Here is a 24,553-nt window from a genome sequence, read left to right on the forward strand (position 1 = left end):
GGGGAGATGGCGCTGTGACGGAACAGGCTGCAATATCAGAAGGGTTGTGCCAATGGCTGGATGGCTCGGATCTGGAGTTGAAACAGTATGAAGCGATGATGCTATTGAGCGTAACTGAAGATGGATGGCCGAATACGGCCATGCTCAGCGTGGGGGAGGTGCTGGCCTTAGACCGGAACCGGCTTCGACTTGCATTATGGCAGGGAACGGTTACGACTGGCAATCTTCTTCGCACCGGACAGGGCACATTGGTGGCAATTCATGATGGAGCGGCCCATTATGTTCGGCTGCGCCTTCAAGCGCTTCCCGATCTGCCGGATGCCCGGCATCCGCTGCAGCGTTTTGATGCCCAGGTAGTGGCTGTTCGCGAAGATATCGCGAAGTATGCAGATATTATATCGGCCGTGAAGTTTCAGCTGCACGACCCGGAAGGAGTCCTGCAGCGCTGGAAGGAAACGCTGGAGGAATTGCGAAAGTAAACGTTTACGCGTTAAAACGCTGCTCTGGGTACAGCTCCCGGCATATGCCGGGAGTTGTATATGCTTGCTCGTGCTTAATCGGAATGATGCAGAATAAAATAACTTTAATTTTTCCGCAGAATCTTTTGCATTGGTATTTGCTATCGGCAGTCAAATGTGTTAAGATGTGAATATCGAAATCGACCTGAATTCACATATTGTAGAGGGTTGTCATTTCTGGTAACCTTGTGCAATATGTGAATTTTTTTATTCCGTCTGCGAAGAAAAAAGGTCATGTAAATATATATCAAGGAGGATTCCCCCATGCAAACAGGAACTGTTAAATGGTTTAATGCTGAAAAGGGCTTTGGTTTCATCGAAGTTGAAGGCGGTAACGATGTATTCGTTCACTTCAGCGCGATCCAAGGCGACGGCTTCAAAACGCTTGACGAAGGCCAACGCGTTGAATTCAACATTGTTGAAGGAAACCGTGGACCACAAGCTGAGAACGTTGTTAAATTGTAATTACAATTGAAGACTGCCCTTAATGTGCGACATTAAGGGCAGTTTTCTTTTATACGGCGTTTCTATTTTCTAAGACGAGAATAAGGAGGAGCGTTCATGTATTCGCGTAAAAACTCGATGGAGAGTATTCCTGAAGAAATAACGGAAGTTTGGGCATGCACTAAGGAAGACTGCAAAGGGTGGATGCGGGACGATTTTGCGTTCGACACGGAACCGGTATGCCATTTGTGTCAATCCCCTATGGTCAAGGAAACGAGAAGCCTGCCGCAGCTAGTTAATACCAATAAACAACAGAAATCTCTGGCTAAGGGGATTCAGATCGAGCGCAAATAGCAGCTAATACCTAGAGAAAGCGCTGGGCAAACACAAATTCTTCTTGAAGCTACCTTCGGATTTTATGGTAAATCCGTCTATTTCTGTTTCATTGGAAGGAGAATGGTTAGTAATACGTGTACCCTTTCATTCTGATTCAGAATGATTTTACGGATAAGGGACGCAAAATTCAAAGGAGTGAAATGTATTGAACACGCAAACCGAGGTACTGAAGAGGAACATTGACAACATGATCATCCAGGATAACCAAGGCGGCTTGAACGATCAGGAGAAATTCATCATGCAGAAGCTGATGCGTGAGAAATACCAACAGGAACATGAAAGCAAACAGGAGCAACGTGAGGAAGACAAAGGGGAATAACTGGGAAACCGTTTGATATACGTGACGAAAAACGATAACGCCGCCACAAGCGATCCGATGGATCGCTTGTGGCGAAAGATCGTTAGAGCAAGAGGAAAGGCATGAATGGCAGCTGTGGAGGCTGCTGTCCATGCCTTTTTTTTGTGTCTGGAAGAGTAGAGGGCGCAATATTTCGTTTTTGGGTTGCATTTTTTCGTGAATGGCGAAGTGTACCCGAAAAATGAGCCCCTTGAAACGAAATCTGAAACCTTTCGTGCAGAGAAAGGACGATCTACAATATAAACATAAAGAATGTAAAGGTTTTCAAAATGATAGGATCAACCTGGAGGTCATAACCATGCAAAATCAACTTCATGCCGACGTTTCCGAAACCGGTGTCGGTCCCTCAATGGAGCCTTCTGTACAGAAGAAGCTTGACAGAAAGAGATGGCTCAGAAAGCTCTACGGCCAACGACATCTTCAAATTATGGCGCTGCTCGGCGTTGCGTGGATGATCATCTTTAACTACATACCGATGTACGGTGTCATCATTGCATTTAAGGAATTCAATATCGTGAAGTCCATCGGCGAAGCGCCATGGGTAGGGCTGGCACACTTTAAGGAGTTCTTCTCAGACGAGGACTTTACGAACGTTATGCGGAACACGCTCGGGATCAGCTTGCTGAAGCTGTTTATCGGATTTCCGCTCCCGATCATTTTTGCACTCTTTCTGAACGAAATCCGGTCTGTTCGATACAAGAGGACTATTCAGACGATCTCTTATCTGCCTCACTTCTTGTCATGGGTCATTCTGGGCGGCATTCTGATGACCTGGCTGGCGGATATCGGGATTATCAACAATATTTTGATGGCTCTGCATATGATCGATGAGCCGATCACGTATCTGGCCGAACCGAAATATTTCTGGGGAATCATTATCACCTCGGATATATGGAAGGAGCTTGGGTGGTCCGCGATTATCTATCTGGCGGCCATTGCCAGCATTTCGCCTGAAATGTACGAGGCGTCGACGATTGATGGCGCAGGTCGGTTTCAGAAGATGTGGTACATCACCCTTCCCAGTATCAAATCGACCATTTCCATCCTCTTCATTCTTGCAATTGGTGGTGTGCTGAACTCCAACTTCGATCAGATTTTGGTGCTCCGGAACTCGCTGAACGAAAGCGCGAGCAACGTCATCGATATTTTCGTGTACCACACCGGGATGCAGAACGGACGTTACTCCTACGCGCAAGCCGTTTCATTGTTCAAGTCCGTCATTGCAATTATCCTGCTGTTGATCGCGAACAAGGTGACCAAAAAACTGAACGACACATCACTATTCTAGCGAGACCAGCCAGAAGGGAGACGAATAATCCATGTTTAAACGCAGAACCAAAGGCGAAGCCTTCTTCGATATATTCAATAATTTCGGCATGCTGATCGTATGCTTTCTGACGATCTACCCGATCTGGTACGTGCTGGTAAATGCCTTCAATGACGGGCAGGACGCCATGCGCGGAGGGATCTACTGGTGGCCGCGGATGTTTAGCCTTGAGAATTTCAGCGCGGTGTTTCAGAGCTCCGGCATCATGACGGCGATGGGCATTACCGTAGCCAAAACCGTCATTGGTGTGTTCATCCATGTCCTCTTCACCGCCATGGTGGCTTATGCATTCTCGCGGAAGGGTCTGATCGGCGGCAAATTCTATATTTTGCTCGGAACGGTGACGATGTTTTTCACCGGCGGACTAATTCCAACTTATCTGTTGATCAAGGATTTGAATATGCTCGACAGCTTCCTGGTGTACATTATTCCGTTCATGTTCAGTTTCTTCGACCTCATCATTTTCATGACCTTCTTCAGGGAAATTCCGGACGGTCTGGAGGAGGCGGCGAAGATTGACGGGGCTAATGACTGGTCCATCTTCCTCCGGGTTGTGCTGCCGGTATCCATGCCGGTTATCGCGACGATTGCCTTGTTTCATGGGGTGTTCCAGTGGAATGACTATTTCACCGGCGTCATTTATATCAACAATACGGATCTGCAGCCGATCCAGACGTATCTGTATAAAGTCGTCGCACAATCCAGCTCCAATCAGATGATGGCACAGGTTCCGGGCGGCGTGTCCAAGACGGTCACTTCCCAATCGATCAAAATGGCGACCATGGTCGTGACGACAGCGCCGATCGTATTCGTCTATCCGTTCCTGCAGCGATATTTCGTCAAAGGGATGATGATCGGCTCCATTAAAGGGTAATTCTCGGTCTCTGATAACGCAGCTTTCCTCTCCCGGGGACACCAGGGGGAGGGGATATTTTACAGGTAGCTTCTCTTGCCTAATCCGGCGGGAGTTCTATATAATCATATTTTTAAATAAGAAAAGGGGTAAACACATGAGCAAGATGCTTAAGCCAAAGAGCCTTCTGTTGTTGATGTTCGCGCTGGTCATGGCCTTTACAACAGCATGCTCGTCCGGCGGTGATAATAGCGCGTCGGAAAAAGAGGAAGACAAACCGGCAGAAGAAGTAAAATTGACTCAGGATCAGCCGGGATGGGAAGTCGATACCTCCCCGATTACGTTTGATTGGTACATCAACTTCGCCTGGTTCCCGAACAAATGGGGCGAGGACATTACGTCGCAATACGTAACGAAGAAGACGGGGGTTAACGTCAACTTCATCGTACCGGCTGGGAACGAAGTCGAGAAGATGAATACGATGATTGCTTCCGGCACACTGCCTGATTTTATTACGCTGGGATGGTATGAAGACGCTGTCAAAAAAATGATCGAAGGCGACCTCGTTCTGCCGCTGAACGAATTGGCCGACCAATACGATCCGTATTTCTATAAAGTAACCGACCCTGCGAAGGTGTCGTGGTACACCAAGGATGACGGCAATATTTACGGTTATCCGAATGCCTCCTCTTCACCGAAGGACTATGAGAAGTTTGGCGATAACATTACCTCCAACCAAACGTTCTTGGTCCGCAAAGACATGTATGAGGCGCTCGGAAGCCCGGATATGCGCACTCCGGAAGGTTTCCTGAAAGCGCTTGAGGACGCCAAGAAAATGTTCCCGGACGTGAACGGACAGCCGCTCATTCCTTTCGGATTGCATGATTTCCATGAAAAAGGAAACAGCTCCCTCGAGGGCTACCTGCAGAACTTCCTTGCCATTCCGCAGGATAAAGACGGAAAGCTGTACGACCGCAGCACCGATCCGGAATATGTAAGATGGTTGAAGACGTTCCGTATGGCGAATGAAAAAGGTTTGATGTCCAAGGATATTTTCGTGGATAAACGTCCGCAGATGGAAGAAAAAATCGCACAGGGCCGCTATTTCGCGATGCTGTACCAACGCAGCGATATGGCGAACCAGCAGAACGCATTGTATGCAAACGATCCGAACTCGGTCTACATTGCAGTGGACGGACCGGCTAACTCCAACCTGGATCAGCCGACCTTGTCGGGTCCTTCGATCTCCGGCTGGACGGTAACCCTCATCTCCAAAAACGTAAAAGACAAAGCGCGCGCCATTCGCTTCCTGGATTACCTGATCTCCGAAGAAGGCCAGCGTGATACTTACCTCGGCGAAAAAGGCGTGACATGGGACACGATTGACGGCAAAGATCAATTCCTGCCCGAGGTAGCGGAGCTGCTGAACAGCGACCGCGGGGCATTCGATAAGAAGTATGGAGCATCCCATACCTTCTGGATGATGATGGATAACAACGTTACGCAGCCTTGGATGCCTGCTGCCGTCGAGCCGTTTAAGCAGATGGAAGACTGGACTCGCGGCAAGACCCAGAGCTTCTCGCAATTCGATCAGTTGGATCCGGATGCAAGCTCCGAGGAAGGCATCATTAACGACAAGGTAATGAACGAGTGGGGTAAAATCCTGCCGAAGCTGATCTTTGCTAAAACGGATGCCGAGTTCGATCAAATTTGGAACGATTACCAAGCGAAGCGTGAATCCCTCGGTTTCGCGAAGGTTCAGGAATTCAGACAGAAAGAATACGAAGAGAACGTCAAGAAGCTTGAGGAATTCCTGAAGTAAGGATGATCCGCTCAGGCGGATGAACAGAATAAGGACTTAAGGTACCCTATTATCGATATTGTCGAAATAGGGTGCCTTTTGTCGCATCACGAGCTAATATAGGAGGGGATCCGATCGGCTGATGCCGCCTTTCCATTCTGGGCTCGGCTGGCTTGGCTGCGGTTATTCATAGAAAACGGGATGTGACAGTCATGATGAAACGAATGGCATCGCTTATACAATCGTTTGCTTATTGGATTGGCCGCAGGTCGATGCAGAGCCGTTTGGTTGCTGCCTATATTTTGATTTTGCTGATTCCGAGCATGATCGTGTCGAATTATTTTTTCAAGCAGATTCGGGATACCTATATCAGCGATGCGCTCAACCAGAACTCATTCCTGCTGGAAATCGAGAAGATGAACATGCTGAACCAGATCGAGGCGATCGAAATGGCCGCACAGCTGGCGATTTCGGACGACGGGATCAAGGATTATCTTCGGATCAATGAAGAACCCGAGGTGGCGTGGCTGATCGATTTGGCTCGGGGGCCCTTCAAGGACATCCAGCGGATCCAAACCAACAATCCGAATATTACTCACCTTCGGTTATACACAAACAACGCAAACGTGACGGAAATGTGGCCAATTATTTTTCAGGAGAAACGGATCGCAAGCGAGCCGTGGTTCCCCAAAGTCAAGGAGTTGGACGGCGGGGAGATGTGGTTATTCAACCACCGCGATCCCGATATTCTGCAGCGCTACGCTGCCGACGTGTCCGAGGAGCTGCCGAAGGTGTCCTTGATTCGCCAAGTCCATAGCGGGGATTACAGCAGCGTGATCCAGGTGGATATGCTGCTCAAGTACTTTGCTCCGAAGACCTTTGCCGGTATCGTGGATAACAGCTCGCAGATGGTTATCGTCGATCAGGAAGGGCAGTTGTTCATGGACCGAAGCCAATCATTCATGAACAGTCACGAGGGACTCCGAGGCGAGGTGGAGCTTCAGTTCGCTAAGCTGAAGCAGGAGGCGGGCGACTCCGAGAAGACCATACATGCCAGGTTTAGCCTGGACGGATCCTCGTTCCTGCTGATTGCTACCCCGATGGAGCGGCTTCATGCCCATGTGCTGAATGTCGTTTCCCTGGAAGGGGCGCTGAATAACGTATCCAAGGCCCAGGGGCAGATTATAGCGGCGAACATTGTATTGATTTTTCTGCTGTCGATCATTACGTATTACCTAAATTCCATTATTCTGAAGAGCCTGCGCCGTTTAACGGAGACGATGAAGAGAGTCCGCAAGGGAGAAGTTACCGCAGCCATTACGATTCAGGGGGGCGGCGAGGTTGGTGAACTGGCGCATCATTTTAACAAATTGATCCGCACCATCAATGAACTGATTGCCCAGGGCGTACGCAAGCAAGCGGTGACCAAAGAAGCGGAGCTGCGAACGCTGCACAGCCAGATTGACTCTCATTTCCTGTACAATACGCTTGAAAATATTAAGATGCTGGCCGAAATCGAGGGGCAGCGGACGATTTCGGATGCGTTGACCTCACTTGGCGGGATGATGCGCTACAACTTCAAGTGGTCGGGGGAGTACGTTAAATTGAAGGATGAAATTCGCCATATCCGCAATTACATTGATGTCATGAATATCCGGTTTGACGAGCCGATCCGGCTTGAACTCAATATTCCGTCCGAATTCATGGAGCTCGAGGTATTAAAAATGTCGCTGCAGCCCATCGTGGAAAACGCCGTTAAGCATGCCTGGCCCGAGTTCCCGGATCAGGAGAAGCGGATCAAGATCGATGCCATTGCATGGGAAGAGGATCGGATCACGATTAACGTTACCGATAACGGCATCGGGATGGAGCCTTATCGACTGGGCAGGCTGGGCGAGATTCTTCGAATGGCGGACAACGAGGAACTCCCTTCCGTAGATTACGGGCGGGGCGGCGTGCAGGCTGGAGGAATCGGACTTCGGAATGTGCACCAGCGAATCCAGTTGTTCTACGGGAATGAATATGGAATCGAAGTGAAGAGCGAAGAGGGGAAGTTCACGCAGGTGACCATGACCTTCCCTAAGGTTCTGTTAACAGGAGGAGGCAGTGGACATGAGAAGTCTGATGATCGTGGATGATGAGAAGAATATCCGGTATGGACTGAAAACGATGATTGAGCGGGAATTCCCGGATCAGTACGAGATCCGCCTGGCTGCCCAGGGGCAGGAAGCGCTGGATTCTTACCGCGCAGTGCCGGCCGATATCGTCATTACAGACATCCGGATGCCGGTCATGGACGGGATACGCCTGATTGAGGCACTTGCTGAACTGGAAGGAACATTGGGGGTTAAACCCGTCGTTCTGATCCTGAGCGGATATGACGATTTTGAATATGCCAAGGCGGCGATCCGCTATCAAGTAAAGGAGTATCTGCTTAAGCCGATTCGACGGGATGAACTGTTCGCCGCCCTCCGAAAGACAGAAGAAGTTTTGATCCGGCAAGCGGAAGTGCATAACCGGGTGGCTGCCAGCGAGGTATATCTTCAGCAGTTGCAGACCCATCATCTGAAGGAGCTGCTGGAGCTGCCGCAAGGGCTGGGGCTGGACATGGGAGCTGTCGCGAACGAAATCGGGTTTGATTCGTTTGTGAAGCCATTCCGGGTAGCGGTGATGAAATACAAGTACGAAGACGGCAATGCCATGAACAAGGATGAGCTGAAGCAATTGATTGATAACATGAGGGCTTCAGTGGAAGGGCGGATCAACGCTTGTTTTCTGGACAGCAAGGGGAGGGTCGTGCTCATCGGCAGTCCGGACGGACAATTCGAGGAGCTGGCACGGCAGTTTGCCGAGCGGGAGATGGACGGGCTCTTTGTGGGCATTAGCCGGGAAGGCTTCCGGGTCGAAGACATCCGGAGCTGTTACATTCAGGCGCTGACCGCTCTGAGCTATACGTTCATTCATCCCAACGTCAAGCTGATGAGCCATGATGATATTCAGGGAGAGCTGCGCACATATCCGGTGCCGGAAGAGAGTATCCGGAAGCTGGGCAACATGCTCGGCACGGAGCGGGAGCGGGAGATCAAGGCGCTGCTGCTGCATATTTTTCATATCGAGGATATGCCGCATGTGGCCATCGATTATTTGGAACATGTCAGCAAGCGGATTAATGAGCAGGTGCTGGATGAGGTGTTCCGCGTGTACGGGGAATCCATGGTGGAAGTGTTGAAGCTGTACCGAAAGGTGGGGACAATGGACAATTACCGTCATTTTCACACCTATTTCAGAAATTTGGAGCATCTGCTGCTGCACGTGAATGAATATGTTAAAGGGATTCGTTCCGCCCACAGTGAGCATTCGGAGATTAAGGCAGCGGTAAGTTACATGGAGGAGAATTACCACAGGCCGCTGAACATGGCGATGGTCAGCAATTATGTGTCTTTGAATTATTCTTATTTCAGTGAAGCGTTTAAGGCCCATACGGGGGAGAACTTTGTGGTATATCTTAAGAAGCTGCGGATTACGAAGGCCAAGGAACTGCTTCAGGACGGTGCCATAAAGCTTGCGGACATAGGCAAAGCGGTTGGCTTCGAGAACACCAAGCAATTCTCGCGTGTCTTCAAGGAGCTGGAAGGGATCTCGCCGCATGAATACCGGATCAAGGTACAAACAGGTCCGGGACTGCAGCAGGAGTAGGTAATGCAAACGCGGTGAGGATGAGACAACTGAATCCGATTGTCATATAAGAGGGGAGAACCTTGGCCGCAAGCGGCAGGGTTCTCCCCTCTTATATGAACGGGGGGATTTTACATCCGATCCCGTTTTCCCGGTTGACACTATTATTCACTAGTAAGCGTTGAACCTGTTTCTAGTAAGGTTTTCAATCCCGACAGTACGATCGGCAAGCCTAACTTGAGTGTGTTCGCCGTATGTTTGGCCTCATCAAACTCATCATGGATAACCGTTACAAGGGTTACACCGCTAAGCTCCGCATGGGGATCAATTTCCCACGTAATGCGTGAGAGACTCTCGCCGGCCGTATCTTCGTTTATTAACATCCTCCAACTCAGAACCAGCTTATGCGGAGGGTTTATGTTTAGAATGGTCCCTTCTGCTTGAACCTTGCCTTGGGGGTTCTTAAGTTCGAAAGGAGAGCCGATTTCCCAGTTGGATTGGATAGAGCAGTTGTACCAGAACTTTGATGTTTTGGCCGGATCGGTAATGGCGCGCCATACTTGCTCGGGTGCTGCTTTAATGGCAATTTGGTTTACATGTCGAGGTTTTTGTTCCATATTCGGTTCACGCTCCAATTCATTTTTAAGGGATGACAATTCCATGGCCCAGGGCTCAGCGTATTTGCTGACCCACCGGTCGTAAATTTGACGGATCGGTACGGAGTTCAGATAATGCAGCTTCTCCCTGCCGACCTTTCTCGTTGTGATAAGACCGGCTTCCTCCAGTATATGAAGATGTTTCATGACACCGAATCGGGTCATCTCCAGGGGAACACAAAGTTCGCTTAAACTTTGCCCATCTGATCTATACAGCAGATCCAAGAGTGTGCGTCGGCTGGGATCCGCCAGTGCTTTAAAGATTTCATTTTCCAATCGTGACAGCTCCTTCTTAACAGCATGCTAAGAAAATCCAAATGGCTATTTACATGTGACTAAATGGTTATGTGTTATAAATGTGACAGTATAGTCACATATTATCATACAACGAATCGTTTGTCAGCTTACGGCATTTGAATGGACGAATGGGGAGGTATATCGAGAATTTCCGGAATCGGAGTCTGGATAGCACCGATATGTGGCGCCGAATTCGAGGCAGCTAAAGATTCGGCACGATCCAGTCCTATTGACTGGGTCGTTTATTTTGCTCACCGAAAAAAAGACACCGGGTCGGCTTTCCAGGGACATGCCTGGAATTCGCGATCGGGTGTCTTCATATATGCAGGATTATGTAATCCCTATAATATTATTTATTGAGCTGCGGTCTCTAATGTGGACAGCGTCATTTCCATTTTGCGGGTGATTTCTTTCTGCCATTTCACGTCTCCAAGCTGGATCGCGAGGTTCAGCAGGTCCAGATAATCATCCATTTGCAGAGAACAGCGGCGGGAAGTCGTTTTCATAAGTCAATCGGCTCTCCTTTATATATAAACTCTTCAAGCGAAAAGCGTGTAAACCTGAGTATAAATACATTCTCAACACATTCTCACTTGTCCGGTAATGATAATCATTATCATGTGGTTAATTCTCATTATAAAGGCTTCCCGCCCAGGTTGCAAGCCACTTTCTTGGATTTTGCGTAAAAATGAATTAATTCATGAAGAATCGCTGCCTGTATTTACGCGGCGAGATCCCTTCCTGCTTCGTGAAGCAGGAGGTAAAGTATGCTGCATGATTGAAACCGACTTCCTCCGCGACCCGGCTGATGCTGAAGTCCGTCTGCATGAGGAGCATTTTGGCCTGCTCGATCCGATAGCGCTGCAAATATTCAACTGGCGAGCAGCCGAATTCCTTCTGCATGCAGCGTGCAATATAGACAGGGTGGAAGTTGATGCGGTCGCCCAGCTCCTGCACCTTGAACTCTTCCCGATAATGCTTCCGCAGATAGGCTGCGGCCCGCTCGGCGCAAGCGGAGGAAGGAGAGGACACCGGTGTATCCAATGCGGCGGCCAGCTGCTCGATGAGCTCTTGGAACACCACCTGCTGCCGCCACAGAAATTTAGCCTGGTGACCGTACTGAACCAGCGAAGACATGGTAGCCAGAAGCTCCAGAGCCTTTTCCGGTTGAGGCAGGGTGCCGAATTGGGGGATGTTGACGGAAAAATAGTTCGGCGTCATCGCCTTTAACTCCGGAGCCTCTTCTCTTCTGGGCGCTTGGCAGGCCTCGTCCGCATGCCAATTCCCGGAGGTTTGGAAATGAAGCCAGTAATAATCGGTCTCCTCCGTGCATCCCTTCGTGCCGAAATGATGCGTATCGGGACGCAGGATGAGGAACATGCCGGGTTTGATTTCATAAGGAATGCCGTTCTCCGTGACATGGAGCTGCCCCTTCATGACCACGAGCAGATCAAAGATGCCAATGTTTTTGCGGTTAGGATGTCCGCTATGAACAGGAGCGCGGGTAAGCCCGCTATTGATGTATTCCGGCAGCGGCGGAACGGTAAAATTCAGGATCGTCATAAGAAAGCCCTTTCGTGATTCGCGAGGTTTGAATTTTGATAGTTTTCGTTCGGAAAATGATATTATAACTCCAGTATACCATCTATAATTTGAGAAGGTTAAAGACCGTTTCATCATGAATTGTGTTTAACCCTTACATCATGGGTGGAGGTTGGAATGTTGGATAAAAACACAAGTAAATTTACATTATGGGTTCTCGCTTGGCCCATATTCATCGAGCTGTTCCTGCAGTTTTTGCTGGGAGCGGTGGATACATTGATGGTCAGCCGGATTTCCGACGATGCGGTGGCTGTGGTTGGCTTCTCCAATCAGCTGTTTCAGGCGATGACGACCCTGTTCATGACGGTTGCCAGCGGTGCCGGCATTCTCATTGCCCAGAAGATCGGTTCGCATCGGACGGGAGACGCTCGAACGATCGGCATCATGGCGGTGAGTGCCACCACAATCATCGGATTGGTGTGCAGCGTAATATTGTTTGCGATGCCGGAGGCTATCGCTTCGATCCTCCAGCTGCCGGAGCATCTGCTTCCGCTAGCCGGAACGTATATTTCCATTGTCGGCGGCGGGATGGTGCTGATTGCCATGATGGCTACGATGAGCACCGTCATCCGGAATACCGGCAACACGCGTGCGCCGATGTATGTAGCGATCGGAATGAATATCATTCACGTTATTATGAACTATGGGTTTATTTTCGGCGCTTTCGGGTTCCCGCAGTGGGGGCTTACCGGCGTCGCGATCTCGACAGTGGTCAGCCGGCTGCTCGCTGTGCTCTTACTGCTGTATATATTCCTTCGTTCATTTGAATACCGGATCAAGTGGAAGGAATTCCGCGTGTTCAACCGTCCGCTGTTCGGTGAAATTCTGAGGATCGGATGGCCGCTCGGCATCAATATGTCCTGCTGGGTGTTCACGCAGCTGATCATCTATTCCTTCATTGCAACGCTGGGCGCTGCCGAGCTGGCAGCACGTACGTATATGAATACCCTGGAATCCTTCTGTTTCTTGCTGGGCTCATCGATCGCGATGGCTGCCCAGATTCAGATTGCGCATCTGTTCGGCGCGGGCCGGATCAAGGAGGCTTATCGGAGCGCGTACCGCGCGCTGGGCATCGGGGCTGTTTACGTTGTCGTCAATGCCTTCCTTCTGTATGTGTTTGGGAAGCAGCTGCTGGGGCTGTTTACGGACGATAAGACAATCATTGCGATCGGAGCATCGCTCCTGGGCATGAATCTGATTCTTCAGCCTGGCAAAATGCTCAACATGGCGCTCGGCAACTCGCTTAATGCCGTCGGAGACACGAGGTTTACGATGTACATTTCCCTGGGCTCGATGTGGCTGGTCGCCACCGTGCTCTCTTATGTACTCGGCATTCACATGGGGTGGGGGCTTATCGGCATATACTCCTGCATGATTGCCGACGAGTATTTGCGGGGGGTGCTGTCCTTCTTCCGCTGGCGCGGGCAAAAACACCTGCGGAAGGCAGAGCGAGTCGAGCCGGTGAATCATCAGGGGACGTCAATGGAGCCGGTGCCGGCGCAAGCGTAATGATGGGTTATGATATGAAAAAGGATACTTCGGCCGTGGGGCATCGGGGTATCCTTTTTTTGCCATACTAAAAAATAATGCATTCGAAAACTTTTTAACCGCATGACGGGGTATTGTAAGTGATTGGCCAAGTGAAAGGAGGAAAGCGCGGTTTGGTACACGACCTTATACAACGACTAAAGACGGAATACAGTGACGAATTGTTCGAAGAACTTTACCGGTTATACGCGGATCGGGCGATTCGAACGGCTACTGCGGTAACCGGAAGTCCGGCAAGCGCTGCCGACGTGGTCCAGGAAACGTTCATCCGGGTATACCGTAACCTCGGTGCCTATGATGGAAGCAAACCCTTTGACCCGTGGTTCAACCGGATTCTCTATAACGAATGCAATCGGTATTTGAAGAAACATGCGAGAGTGGTGCCTTCCGAGATATCGGAGGAGAGGGATCTTCCCTCGGAAACCGACACCTACGATTTTGACCGGCATGGCGAGGTATATGAGATGGTACAGCGGCTGGATGACCAGCACCGGATTCCCGTTATCTTGAAATATTTGAATGATGTTGCCGAGAAGGATATCGCGGACATGATGGAGCTGAACGTCAACACGGTGAAGTCCAGATTGTTCAAAGCTCGAAAGAAGTTGAAGGAATGGATGCTGCAGAATAGGGGAGGGAATCAGCATGGGACGTGATCCATGGGATCAAGAGATAACAGACGGCCTGAAAAAGGGTACGGATGACGCGATGCGACATAAAGACGAGATTTGGTTGGCGATTAAGGAGCGGATTCATAGCGAGCAAGACCGGCGGCCTGCGGAATCGGAGACTCCCTTCGCGCCGCGGGAATCGAAAGGGCGCCGCCGTTCGGGACGAAGAACTGCCGGATGGATTGCGGCAACCGCCGCTGCGGCAGCCATCGTACTGACCGTCAGCTTTCAGACGGCACCGGTTCAGGCGTTCCTTGATCATGTGAAGGAATGGTTTGCTCCCCAGAAAACGGTCGAGCAGGAGCTTGAAGGCGCGCCGGAAACCAGCGTGGATCAGCTGCATGAGGGTGCCGATTACGTGATTTATATTGATGAGAGCCGGTTTAAAATGATTCATGAATCGGGCGTGGACCGCATTGAATTGAAGGAGAAGCCGACGGATGACCGCTATCCGGAAGTGTTCATGGAAATTTCGCAGGAGGGCGTCGATCCCAAGACGACAGCGGAGCGGATCCAGACGGAGCTGCAAGAATATCCGAAGGTTGAATCGAATCCCGTGGATGAACCGATTCAAGGCTGGGAAGTGCGTGCCGTTGGTGGAACCGGCGGTAAAGAGTGGGATGACCCGGTGATACGATATTATGTGTTCGATAACGGGCAGGGCGGTAGCTTTGTTGTGAAGCAGCAGTATTTCCTGGAGGCCTCCGAAGGCTTCGGCGCACGCTTCCATAACATGATGAAGGAATTCCACATTACGACGAATACCCATGCTGAGTCTGGCATCGAATAGGATTTTCAGTTTATTGCATTTAATGAGGACGCTCGATAGCGGACTCCTACTCGATCGATAACACAACAGACATATACAGGGATAGCCCAATCGCATGATGAGGGGCTATCCTTTTTTATGTTCAAAGATTTAAAGATTGGGTTAGAAACGCTAAGTATATAGTTTTATGTAATATTATGTAACATCAGTGGAGTCTATTAAATATAATAACACTTCCTATTACTGGATTATATTATTTTTAATTCGTTAAAAAAGGCTAATAACGCAGTTATATTTCTGTATTTCTTCAATTGTAAACGCTTTTCCTATAATATGTTCTGTTTGTTATATTAAATAACATCAAATAGAATAACTCTAACGAATACATATTTATATGTTATATATTATAACATCAAGGGAGAGTGCCATGATGAAACCAAAGTCAAAACGTCCTTTAGCGGTCTGGAGTACCGCTGCATTCACCGCTTTTGTTATTTCTTTATCACCTGTTGCAACCTATGCGGCACATGCTGCTACGGTGACGGAAGTGAAAGGAACGGTTAGTACGTCTGCGCCCGTACAGACCCCTGCAACGCCGGGAAGGAATACGACGGTACCTCCTCTATCGGAAGCTTCCAAACAATCGACAAGGCCGAACGTGCTGGTCATTGCTACCGGAGGGACTTTAGCAGGGCAATCGACGGATGCCACCAGCTTTCAATCCTACCGGGCGGGTACGTTGAAGATTGAGGACATGGTCGGTGAGCTTCCCAATACGGACAAGATTGCGGATATCAGCACGCTCCAGTTCGGCAATTCGGGATCAAGCGCGTATACCATGGCGGATCTGTATGATTTGTCCCTGACGGTGGACCATGCGCTTAAGGTCTATGACAGTGTCGTTGTAACGACGGGGACGGATACGATGGAAGAGATTGCGTACTTCCTTGATCTGACGGTACAAAGCGACAAGCCTGTAGTCATTACCGGCTCCATGCGGCCTTGGACGGTGATCGGTTCCGATGCGCAGGCGAATCTGTACAATGCCATCAAACTGGCTGGAAGCGGCCGCACGGAATCCTTCGGCACGGTGCTAATGCTGAATGATACGATTCATCTGGCGCGCGGCGTAACCAAGACCAATGATTACCGAACCGACACGTTTGAGACGCCAATGCTGGGCGCAGTCGGATATATCGATGATGAGAATATTCGGATATACCGTGCCCCCCTCCGTGCGATGAAGGCGGAAGGTGAAGGCAAACCGGTATTTGATCTGAGCAGAATCATCAAAGAGGACCTGGCGAAGGTTGAAATTGCAATCTCTTATCAGGAAGCCGGCGGTGGTGCGATTAAAGGCTTTGTGGCAGACGGAGCTAAAGGCATCGTCACTTCCGGCACCGGTGCAGGCGGCATCTCGAGAGAGATGAGCGCGGCCCGCAAGGAAGCCATCGAGAAGGGGGTGGTTTTCGTAACAACGACCCGTACAGGCTCCGGCAGCGTATACGGCGGAGGTGAGGGCATCATTTCAGGCGACAATCTGAGTCCTCAACAAGCGCGCGTACTGCTGCTGCTCTCCCTGTCCTTTACGGATGATTTCAATACCATTAAGGGTTGGTTCGCAACCTACGGAACACCTGAAGTGTAATCTCAGACTCAGTCATTTTTTAGCTGCTCATTATTCCTACTGAACCATGTAATTCCTTCCACCAATATATATTGCCGCCTGGGTTGCCTGGCGGTCTTTTTTTGACGGTGTATATTTCGTCTAATCAAAAACCATCCCCATGTAAGCTGCTCATAGAGCAAGTTTACATGGGGATGGTTTTTTGATTTATTTTATTTTTCGATATGCTCCACAAACCAGCGGATAATATGACTTAAGCGTTTCACCCGCAGATGCGGGTGGCCGCTTCGGGACAAGTTGTGATCGGCACCAGGGAAACGGATGAACTGAGCTTCCCGGCCAAGTCGCTTCAAGGCAATAAACAGCTGTTCTCCCTGTTCGATCGGGCAGCGGAGATCCTGTTCTCCGTGAAGGATGAGAAGCGGCGTATGGATGTCCTTCACGTAAGCGAGCGGGGAATGTTTCCACAGCTTCTCCAGATCGTCCCATGGATTGCCCCAGATCTGATCCTGCGTAAAGGTGTAGCCGATATCGCTGACGCCGTAGAAGGAGATCCAGTTCGATATCGAGCGCTGGGTTACCGCTGCCTGGAACCGGTCGGTATGACCGATGATCCAGTTGGTCATGAAGCCGCCGTAGCTGCCGCCGGTTACGCCAAGACGGGAGGCATCGACATACGAGTAGGTATCCAGAACATAATCTACAGCTTCCATCAGATCCTGGTAATCCCGTCCGCCGTAATCCCCTCTAACGGTATTAACGTGTACTTGACCGTATCCGTGGCCACCCCGAGGGTTGGTGTAGAATACAGCATAACCGGCTGCAGCCAGCAGCTGGAACTCATGCATGAACGTATGCCCGTACATGGCTTGCGGACCGCCGTGAATTTCAAGCACAGCTGGAACTTTCGTGCCTTCCGTGAAGCCGGCAGGCTTCATGATCCACCCTTGAATCGGCCAGCCGTCCGACGTCCGAAACGTAAAGGACTCCGGCGTGCTTAACGTAAGCTCGCTCCACAGCTCCTCGTTGCAGTTCGTCAGACGTTTCTCCTCGTTCTTAGCGATAGAGAAGCTGAACAGATCACCGGGCTGCAGCGGGTCAGCCGCAGCAAACACTACGTTCTCCTCCGGTGTCAGAGCGAATTGGTACACTTCGCGTTCACCCGATACCACCAGCTCGTAGGATGAACCGTCCAGGGCAAATCGTCCAATATGGACGCCGCCATCCTGGCTGAGCTGGATGTACACGGATTGACCGTCCTTACTGAACAGCGGAGGTGTTCCGGCTCCGGCTCTCATGTCGCTGACCGCGGCGTGCCCCAGCTGAATATCCATGTCCGTGAAGAGCACGCGGGATTCTCCGCCCGAGAGCGGGATCAAGTGGATTTTGGTCAGCGTAGCAAAACCGCAGCTGAGATCGCTGGCAAGCATGAGCATATACTGACCGTCCGGGGTGAACGCAATGGAGCCGATCGAGAGAGTTCCATCCGTCAATTCGGTTACGGATCCGCTGGCGAGGTCCATGACGAATACATCGCCCGTCAAACGAAGATCCGGCTCCGGGAATTGCTCCGTGGCAAGGCTGCTGCTGTATGCGATACGGGTACCGTCCGGTGACCAGGCGAAGGCATGTATATCAAAATCTCCTTCTGTGATTTGCTTGCATTCTTCCGTTGCCGGGTTCACGAGATATAGATGATGTCGACGTTCATTCCACAATCCGGCGCCATCGGCTTTATATTTAATGCGATTAATGATTTTTTCCTCAGGCAGCTTGTTTTTACCGTCTTTGTCTGACTCTTCGCTTTCAGTAGACTCTCCCGCGTCCACCTCGCTTCTAACAAGCAGGCGTGTGCTGTCCGGTGACCATTTAAAGGCGCTGACTCCGTGCTTCAAGTTGGTAACCGGTCTTGCTTCCCCTCCGTTGGCAGGCATGATCCATACCTGTGGCTTATCGCCCTTTTTGCGCAAGAAAGCAAGCTCCGACCCGTCCGGGGACCAAGCGGGTGCGGCATCCGCTTCGCCGGACGTGAAGGGAACGTCCTGGTCTCCTTCTGCAGGAAGCAACCGGATATGGGAACGGTAACCGTCGAATTTTTCGCTGACGGATTTATGTACATAAGCTATGGCTCCGCTAGCTGGAGATACGACAGGGTCATTCACCCAGTGCATCCGGTACAAATCCTCTGGCGTTATGAGTCGCTTATCAGTCATGAATCATCCTCCTAATCTTCTTGTATGAGTTAAACATCATTATCCCAGATAATGGCATGGAAATCTAGAAGAAATTGAGAGGGGGAATGCGAACGTTTCGCACCAAATGCTAGTAAAATAGAGGGGAAATTACAATAATTATAGGGTGTAATACGGAGGTTGTAGAACTGAAAACAGCCCATTAATTTTCAACTGGTCAATTTAGAAGCGATACGGTGCGCTTTTTGTTATAATTGAGACAGACTCTCAATTAGGAGTATGTAAAATAAAACCAACTATATATAGCTCAGGAGGAAATCAGATATGAACGTAAGTGAAGCGATCCGAACGCGCCGCAGCCTTGGCAAGGTCAAGCCTGATGCCGTACCGCAGGAATGGATTGAACAAATCGTAGAAGCAGGAACCTGGGCGCCGAACCACAAGCTCACGGAGCCGTGGAAATTTTTTGTCATGCAAGGAGAGGGCCGTGATGTGCTCGGCAACGCGCTTGGTGACATTCAGGCGGCAGGCGGCGATGATACGAGTGAAGAGGCTGTAAATGCAGCACGCGAGTCGGGACGTACGAAGGCATACCGGGCTCCGGTTGTCATCGGTGTGGCGGTTGAACCATCCACGGACCCCAAGGTGATTGAACTTGAAGAGTACGGAGCGGTATTTGCCGCCATTCAAAATATGCTTCTGCAAATTCATGAGCTTGGTCTGGGTGCCGTGTGGAGAACAGGCGAGCCGTGTTTCCATACGCTGATGAATCAAGCGTTCGGATTGAAGCCTGAAGATAAAATGCTGGGTTTCCTGTACATCGGATATCCGGATATGGAACCTAAGCAGGGGAAACGTCAACCGGCAGCGAACAAAACGGTATGGCTGAATAGTGCCGCAGACCTGTAGTTGATCTACCCTCCGCCGCAAAAATCCGGTATAATGAACCCTATGTTTGCCTAAAGGGTGTTACGGCATCCGGGCGATTGACACTAGGGGAGTGTACGTGGATGAAATTTCGGTTCAAGCAGTGGGATCTGGGGAGCAAGTTGATTTTTATAGCCACCTGTTTAGCGATAGCTTCTTTCTTTTTTAAATGGCTGGATATCGGCGTGGCTGCAGAGAATGGTTTCTTGCAGGGCGGCGTGTTTTTCATCGTATGTTTCATCTATCCATTTTTGAAAGTGGTTCGCGAGAAGAAGATGAACAAGATCATAGCATACGCCTTTGCGCTGGTCGCTATTTTTTTGACAATGATGTACGTGTCATCCAAGACCGTAGATTTTTTTGGAGAGACGATAAGAGGGGCGGCGGCAGGGCCATATCTGTTCTTGGCGTCATGCGGACTGCTGAGCTTCGGCATTTTTAGCCGCAAGTACTAGTCTCGCTGCGCAGTCTTTGGCATATGAGTGATAGGAATGAAGGGCCGAACCCGGAGGTGGCATACCTCCGAGAGGGACGCCCTTTTTCTATATGAGACGGATCACCACTGGGTGAGCAGAACAAAGCCGCTGATGGACACGGCGTAAATGATTAACAGCACCACAGCGTACTTTTTGGCACGGATGTTCAAGTTGAAGGCGGCGGTGAGTCCGTTGTTGATTAAATTACCGACGTATAGAATGAGTATGAGCGCAAGTGCGGTGATCGCAACGATGAGCGTAACGGTTTCCATAGGTTTGTGAATCCTCCTGTTTAAGCTGCTAATGTTGTATCAGATATAACCATTGTAACGGACGAAGTTTAAACCCCGGTTAAATATAGTTAAAAAATGAAGGCAGCCCTGGCAAGTGATGTAACGTTGAGCGGGATACTGGGGTTTTGATATACTGGAGAAAGCGGCTTTACAACCGCTGCATTACATAATAGGAGGGATTTCAGAATGGCCAATCAAACTTTTACCGATGGACCTACTTTGAATGATGGCGTAAAAATGCCGTGGCTGGGCCTTGGCGTATGGAAGACCAAAGAAGGCGAAGAGGTTATTCAGTCCGTAAAATCAGCAATCGCTGCAGGGTACCGCAGCATCGATACCGCTGCCATCTACGGCAATGAAGAGGGCGTAGGGCAAGCCATTCGCGAATCCGGAGTTTCGCGGGACGAGCTGTTCATCACCACCAAAGTGTGGAACGATGACCAGGGGTATGAGAAGACGCTGCAAGCTTTTGAGACGAGCCGCAAGAAGCTCGGGCTGGATATCGTTGATTTGTATCTCGTGCACTGGCCGGGAAAAGATAAATACCTCGACACGTGGAAGGCATTGATTCACTTGCAAAAGGAAGGACTTGTTCGTTCTATCGGCGTCAGCAACTTCCAGATCCGCCACCTGCAGCACATCATCGAGGACACGGGTGTTGTACCGGTTGTGAACCAAGTCGAATTGCATCCGCTGCTCTCCCAGAAGGAGCTGCTGGGGTTTGCACGCGAGAACCAGATCGTCCTGGAGGCGTGGAGTCCGTTGATGCAGGGCAATCTGGATCAACCGGTCCTCGCGCAGATTGCGGAGAAATACGGAAAAACCACGGCGCAAGTCATTCTGCGCTGGGATATTCAGAACGGCGTCATCGTCATTCCGAAATCGGTGAAGGAGCATCGCATCCGCGAAAATGCCGACATCTTCGATTTCGAGCTTTCGGCGGAGGATATGGCAGCCATTGACGGCTTGAACCAAAACAAACGTTTTGGCTCCAATCCGGATGAATTCCTGTTCTAAATTTTGCATTTATATAAAAAGAGCGAGCCCAACCCGGAATGAGGGAAGTGCTCGCTCTTTTTGCGTCAATTATCAGGATGGAGAGGCCTCTTACAGTTACTGTTCTTTGGGTCCATCCTCCGGAAACAACGGTTCGCCGATTGTGCCGAGTTTTCCCTGCACTAGGTCTTCGTTCAACCTTTTTAACCAGTTCAGGTCGGTCTTGGCATGTTCGTACATCCCGATCATCAAGTGCTGGGTGCTGCGCGGTACGATATGCTGGTGTTCCACGTATAATTGATATGCCTGGTTCACCCGATGCTCTGCCTCCCGGATACGGGACTGCAAGATCGGGGCCAGAACGGCCGGATCCGCGTGTCGCGAGAAGGGTAGGGCAATATAGAGCGGGTGGTGTACGGGCTCGATGTCCCTGAATTTCTTGAGCAGCAGCTGCTCAAAAAGCTTGCGTCCGGCATCCGTGATCCGATAGATGGTTTTGTCCGGGCGGCTATCGCTCTGTATGGTTTCCACTGCCTCGATGTATCCGTCCTCGGCAAGCCGGTCTACCGCGTAATAAAGAGAGCCCATCTGGAGCTTCGTATATTGATCCATGCCGCGATCCTTCATTTTGATCCGGATCTCGTATGGATGATGGTCTCCTTCCAGCAGCAAGCCCAGGATGGCCAGCTTCATCGACATGCCATCAGGCTCCCTTGGCCTTGGCAGGTACGGTCACTCGTTCGTTGCCCATCATCAGCACGAACACGAGAGCCAGCACCGCTGGCACAAGCGCCCACAAGAACGTATTCGAAATGGAATCCGCCAAGGAAGCCGTGATCTGTTCACGTACGTTCGGAGGGAGTTGGCCCATCACTTCAGGTGAAAGCACAGCATCTGCATTTAACTCGGCACCGGCCGGCGCGTTTCCTCCGGCTTCCGCGAGTCGGCTGTTGAGGCCGTTGCGCTGGATAATCCCGAAGATCGTAATCCCCACCGTCATGCCGAAGGAGCGAAGGAAGGAGTTCGTTGATGTGGCCGCGCCGCGCTGTCTGGCATCAAAGTTATGGATGGAGGCCATGCTGAGCGTGGAGAACGAGAATCCGACGCCAAAGCCGGTCAGGATCATGAAGACCGTCAACAGGTAGCGCGGCGTATCCGGGCTTATCGTGCTCAGGCAGAAAATGCCTGCAATAAAGCACAAGACGGACAGAATCATGATGTTTCTAAACGAAGTCCGGGTCGTCAGCATGCCGCCGCCCTGGCTGCCGACTACGCTGCCGAGCATCATCGGCATCAGAATGAGGCCCGAATTGGTTGCTGATCCACCATACACTCCGCTAACAAAGATCGGGATGTAGATCGTTGCCACGATAAAGGTTGCTCCATAGAACAAGGCAACGATATTGCTGGAGGCAAACAGGCGTTTACGGAACATTTGAAACGAAATAATGGGTTCAGCTGCCCGGGTCTCTGCCAATAGAAACACAATAAACAGAGCAATGAATCCCCCGAACAAGCCCAGAATTTGCGGTGAATCCCATGCATAGGTTTGCCCGCCCAGTTCCAGACCGAACATCAGGCAGATGATCGCGCCTACAAGCGTTGCAGCCCCCGTCCAGTCAATCTTTTGTTTGGCATGGGAACGGGACTCCTTGTAGGAAGTCATGATGAAGATAAAGGATACGATACCGATCGGCACGTTGACATAGAATATCCATTCCCAGCCGATGCTGTCGGTAATAAAAGCGCCCAGCAGCGGTCCCATAATGCTGGAGGTGCCAAATACGGCACCGAGCAAACCCGTCATTTTACCGCGCTTCTCCGGCGGGAACAGGTCAAACACGATGGTAAACGCAATCGGCATAAGAGCACCGCCGCCGATTCCTTGAATCGCCCGGTAAATAATAAGCTCTGTCATGTTGTTCGCCATCCCGCAAAGAGCGGAACCGATCAGAAAGACAACCAACCCGAATATAAAGAACCGCTTCCGTCCATACATATCGGATAACTTACCGAAGATCGGTGTACCGGCCATAACGGCAACCATGTAGATCGAGGTTACCCAGACGACTTGGTCGAAGCCCTGAAGATCGCGGATAATCGTCGATAAGGCAGTGGCTACAATCGTATTATCGATGGCGGCCATGAAGATGCCGAGCAGCAGACCGGCCACGACCAATTTGATGTTGCTTTGTTGTGCATTCATGTTAAGGATACTCCTTTTCCATATTCAACTATGTACATATTATTCAAATTTGAATAATTCGGTGGTTATATTGTAGCCGGATTAACAGATGTTGGCAAGATGTTTAATGGCACGGCCTTTCTCTACATTCTGCACAAGAAAAAACAAGGCCAACCCTGATTTACGGGATGACCTTGCGATAATAAGGAGACAGTTGCCGGAATACCTTCGCGTTAAGACGCGCTGGCAGCTGTGCCAGTTAGGACCTAGCAGTTCATCTGCGGCGATTTGGGATCCAGCTGCATGAATTCGATCCGGTTGCCGTCCGGGTCCCTCGCCCAGCACTGCCAGTTGAAGTCTTTTCCTTGAACCGGCTGGACGTCCAGCTTCACGCCCTGATTGCGGAGATGCTCCGCGATGTGCTCGATGTCTTCCACCTCAAGGCAGAGATGGGAGAATCCGACGGGCCGATCTACATGCCCCGGTTTATTTTGCCCGCCGTAAAACAACTCGATAAATTGTCCCTCGCATACCTTAATGTACTCGATCCACGGCTCGCCCTGGTCGTTAGGGATATCAAAAGCACGGGTGAAACCAAGAATATCGCAGTAAAAATGCAGGGACTTCTCCATATCGGCTACATCAAACGCCAGATGGGCAATTCCTTTAATCATGACGGTATTCCTCCTCGGTATGTATCAAAGCATGAGATAAGATGATTTCTTAAGTCCATTGTAACGCATTCTGTATACGCTTCCATATTTATATGTAGAATGGGGAAATTAAAACAAAGAAGAGAAAAGGACCGACCTGATACGTTCGCTGAAGAACGATAGGGGTCAGTCCTTTTTGTATATTGGATAGCGTCTTATAAGCATATGGATGAATGATGACAGCAAATGAACGATGTCATTGTTTGCGGTAATTCCAGTAACTAGCTCC

Annotated in this window: 24 protein-coding genes; 16 read left to right on the forward strand and 8 right to left on the reverse strand. The window is 50.2% G+C overall.

From position 1 onward, the window contains the following. The first annotated feature begins 14 nt into the window (after nt 1-14). The 9 genes from AC0VZ8_RS02875 to AC0VZ8_RS02915 all read left to right on the forward strand — a co-directional run bounded on the left by AC0VZ8_RS02875 (nt 15) and on the right by AC0VZ8_RS02915 (nt 9,393). Complete coding sequence (locus AC0VZ8_RS02875; RefSeq protein ID WP_260066522.1) at nt 15-479, forward strand: pyridoxamine 5'-phosphate oxidase family protein; 465 nt, start codon at nt 15-17, stop codon at nt 477-479. A gap of 303 nt (nt 480-782) precedes the next feature. After that, nucleotides 783-983, forward strand: a complete 201-nt coding sequence (gene cspD, locus AC0VZ8_RS02880; RefSeq protein WP_006207896.1) for a cold-shock protein CspD — start codon at nt 783-785, stop codon at nt 981-983. Nucleotides 984-1,079: 96 nt separating this feature from the next. Further along, nucleotides 1,080-1,316, forward strand: a complete 237-nt coding sequence (locus AC0VZ8_RS02885; protein WP_071222231.1) for a cold-shock protein — start codon at nt 1,080-1,082, stop codon at nt 1,314-1,316. 187 nt (nt 1,317-1,503) lie between these two features. Further along, on the forward strand, nt 1,504-1,677 hold the full coding sequence (locus AC0VZ8_RS02890; RefSeq protein ID WP_181469830.1) for a hypothetical protein: 174 nt from the start codon (nt 1,504-1,506) through the stop codon (nt 1,675-1,677). A 337-nt stretch (nt 1,678-2,014) separates the two neighbouring features. Continuing rightward, complete coding sequence (locus tag AC0VZ8_RS02895) at nt 2,015-3,004, forward strand: ABC transporter permease (RefSeq protein ID WP_071222230.1); 990 nt, start codon at nt 2,015-2,017, stop codon at nt 3,002-3,004. 31 nt (nt 3,005-3,035) lie between these two features. Further along, a complete protein-coding gene (locus AC0VZ8_RS02900; RefSeq protein WP_071222229.1) occupies nt 3,036-3,917 on the forward strand; it encodes a carbohydrate ABC transporter permease in 882 nt (293 codons plus the stop codon). 136 nt (nt 3,918-4,053) lie between these two features. Continuing rightward, nucleotides 4,054-5,718 carry an extracellular solute-binding protein gene (locus AC0VZ8_RS02905; RefSeq protein WP_216532740.1) on the forward strand — a complete coding sequence of 555 codons (1,665 nt, stop codon included), beginning with the start codon at nt 4,054-4,056 and terminating at the stop codon, nt 5,716-5,718. A gap of 191 nt (nt 5,719-5,909) precedes the next feature. Further along, nucleotides 5,910-7,835 carry a cache domain-containing sensor histidine kinase gene (locus tag AC0VZ8_RS02910; RefSeq protein ID WP_475486002.1) on the forward strand — a complete coding sequence of 642 codons (1,926 nt, stop codon included), beginning with the start codon at nt 5,910-5,912 and terminating at the stop codon, nt 7,833-7,835. After that, complete coding sequence (locus tag AC0VZ8_RS02915; RefSeq protein ID WP_475486003.1) at nt 7,810-9,393, forward strand: response regulator; 1,584 nt, start codon at nt 7,810-7,812, stop codon at nt 9,391-9,393. Before AC0VZ8_RS02910 ends, AC0VZ8_RS02915 begins: the two co-directional genes overlap by 26 nt. Nucleotides 9,394-9,536: 143 nt before the next feature. Here the strand turns inward: AC0VZ8_RS02915 and AC0VZ8_RS02920 are convergent, their stop codons facing one another. From AC0VZ8_RS02920 to AC0VZ8_RS02930, 3 genes are all read right to left on the reverse strand, one after another. Next, entirely contained in the window at nt 9,537-10,304 is a 768-nt protein-coding gene (locus AC0VZ8_RS02920) for an ArsR/SmtB family transcription factor (protein WP_475486004.1), read from the reverse strand. A 374-nt stretch (nt 10,305-10,678) separates the two neighbouring features. Next, nucleotides 10,679-10,831 (reverse strand): hypothetical protein, encoded by a 153-nt coding sequence (locus AC0VZ8_RS02925; protein ID WP_009591875.1) that lies wholly within the window; start codon nt 10,829-10,831, stop codon nt 10,679-10,681. Between the two features lie 187 nt (nt 10,832-11,018). Further along, nucleotides 11,019-11,888 (reverse strand): AraC family transcriptional regulator, encoded by an 870-nt coding sequence (locus tag AC0VZ8_RS02930; protein WP_194540680.1) that lies wholly within the window; start codon nt 11,886-11,888, stop codon nt 11,019-11,021. 156 nt (nt 11,889-12,044) lie between these two features. On the opposite strand from AC0VZ8_RS02930, the gene AC0VZ8_RS02935 reads away from it, so the two are divergent. From AC0VZ8_RS02935 to AC0VZ8_RS02950, 4 genes are all read left to right on the forward strand, one after another. Beyond that, nucleotides 12,045-13,436 (forward strand): MATE family efflux transporter, encoded by a 1,392-nt coding sequence (locus AC0VZ8_RS02935; protein ID WP_475486005.1) that lies wholly within the window; start codon nt 12,045-12,047, stop codon nt 13,434-13,436. 152 nt (nt 13,437-13,588) lie between these two features. Beyond that, entirely contained in the window at nt 13,589-14,131 is a 543-nt protein-coding gene (locus tag AC0VZ8_RS02940; RefSeq protein WP_427492287.1) for an RNA polymerase sigma factor, read from the forward strand. Next, complete coding sequence (locus tag AC0VZ8_RS02945; protein ID WP_475486006.1) at nt 14,121-14,936, forward strand: hypothetical protein; 816 nt, start codon at nt 14,121-14,123, stop codon at nt 14,934-14,936. Before AC0VZ8_RS02940 ends, AC0VZ8_RS02945 begins: the two co-directional genes overlap by 11 nt. 406 nt (nt 14,937-15,342) lie before the next feature. Beyond that, complete coding sequence (locus AC0VZ8_RS02950; RefSeq protein WP_475486007.1) at nt 15,343-16,563, forward strand: asparaginase; 1,221 nt, start codon at nt 15,343-15,345, stop codon at nt 16,561-16,563. A 191-nt stretch (nt 16,564-16,754) separates the two neighbouring features. Here the strand turns inward: AC0VZ8_RS02950 and AC0VZ8_RS02955 are convergent, their stop codons facing one another. After that, on the reverse strand, nt 16,755-18,755 hold the full coding sequence (locus tag AC0VZ8_RS02955; RefSeq protein WP_475486008.1) for a prolyl oligopeptidase family serine peptidase: 2,001 nt from the start codon (nt 18,753-18,755) through the stop codon (nt 16,755-16,757). 303 nt (nt 18,756-19,058) lie between these two features. On the opposite strand from AC0VZ8_RS02955, the gene AC0VZ8_RS02960 reads away from it, so the two are divergent. Further along, nucleotides 19,059-19,643 carry a nitroreductase family protein gene (locus AC0VZ8_RS02960; protein WP_071222219.1) on the forward strand — a complete coding sequence of 195 codons (585 nt, stop codon included), beginning with the start codon at nt 19,059-19,061 and terminating at the stop codon, nt 19,641-19,643. 101 nt (nt 19,644-19,744) lie between these two features. Beyond that, nucleotides 19,745-20,116, forward strand: a complete 372-nt coding sequence (locus AC0VZ8_RS02965; RefSeq protein WP_071222218.1) for a hypothetical protein — start codon at nt 19,745-19,747, stop codon at nt 20,114-20,116. A 101-nt stretch (nt 20,117-20,217) separates the two neighbouring features. On the opposite strand, the gene AC0VZ8_RS02970 is transcribed toward AC0VZ8_RS02965, so the two are convergent. Further along, a complete protein-coding gene (locus tag AC0VZ8_RS02970) occupies nt 20,218-20,409 on the reverse strand; it encodes a hypothetical protein (protein WP_071222217.1) in 192 nt (63 codons plus the stop codon). A gap of 207 nt (nt 20,410-20,616) precedes the next feature. Here AC0VZ8_RS02970 and AC0VZ8_RS02975 point away from each other — a divergent pair, with 207 nt between their 5' ends. Further along, a complete protein-coding gene (locus tag AC0VZ8_RS02975; RefSeq protein WP_260066499.1) occupies nt 20,617-21,447 on the forward strand; it encodes an aldo/keto reductase in 831 nt (276 codons plus the stop codon). A 96-nt stretch (nt 21,448-21,543) separates the two neighbouring features. Here AC0VZ8_RS02975 and AC0VZ8_RS02980 read toward each other — a convergent pair whose 3' ends face one another. The 3 genes from AC0VZ8_RS02980 to AC0VZ8_RS02990 form a co-directional block, all read right to left on the reverse strand. Next, nucleotides 21,544-22,125 (reverse strand): PadR family transcriptional regulator, encoded by a 582-nt coding sequence (locus AC0VZ8_RS02980; RefSeq protein WP_475486009.1) that lies wholly within the window; start codon nt 22,123-22,125, stop codon nt 21,544-21,546. Between the two features lie 4 nt (nt 22,126-22,129). After that, entirely contained in the window at nt 22,130-23,632 is a 1,503-nt protein-coding gene (locus tag AC0VZ8_RS02985) for an MDR family MFS transporter (RefSeq protein WP_071222214.1), read from the reverse strand. 245 nt (nt 23,633-23,877) lie between these two features. Continuing rightward, nucleotides 23,878-24,285 (reverse strand): VOC family protein, encoded by a 408-nt coding sequence (locus AC0VZ8_RS02990; protein WP_475486010.1) that lies wholly within the window; start codon nt 24,283-24,285, stop codon nt 23,878-23,880. Nucleotides 24,286-24,553 lie beyond the last annotated feature (268 nt).

This window comes from Paenibacillus sp. QJM3NY_38 (genome assembly GCF_056173265.1).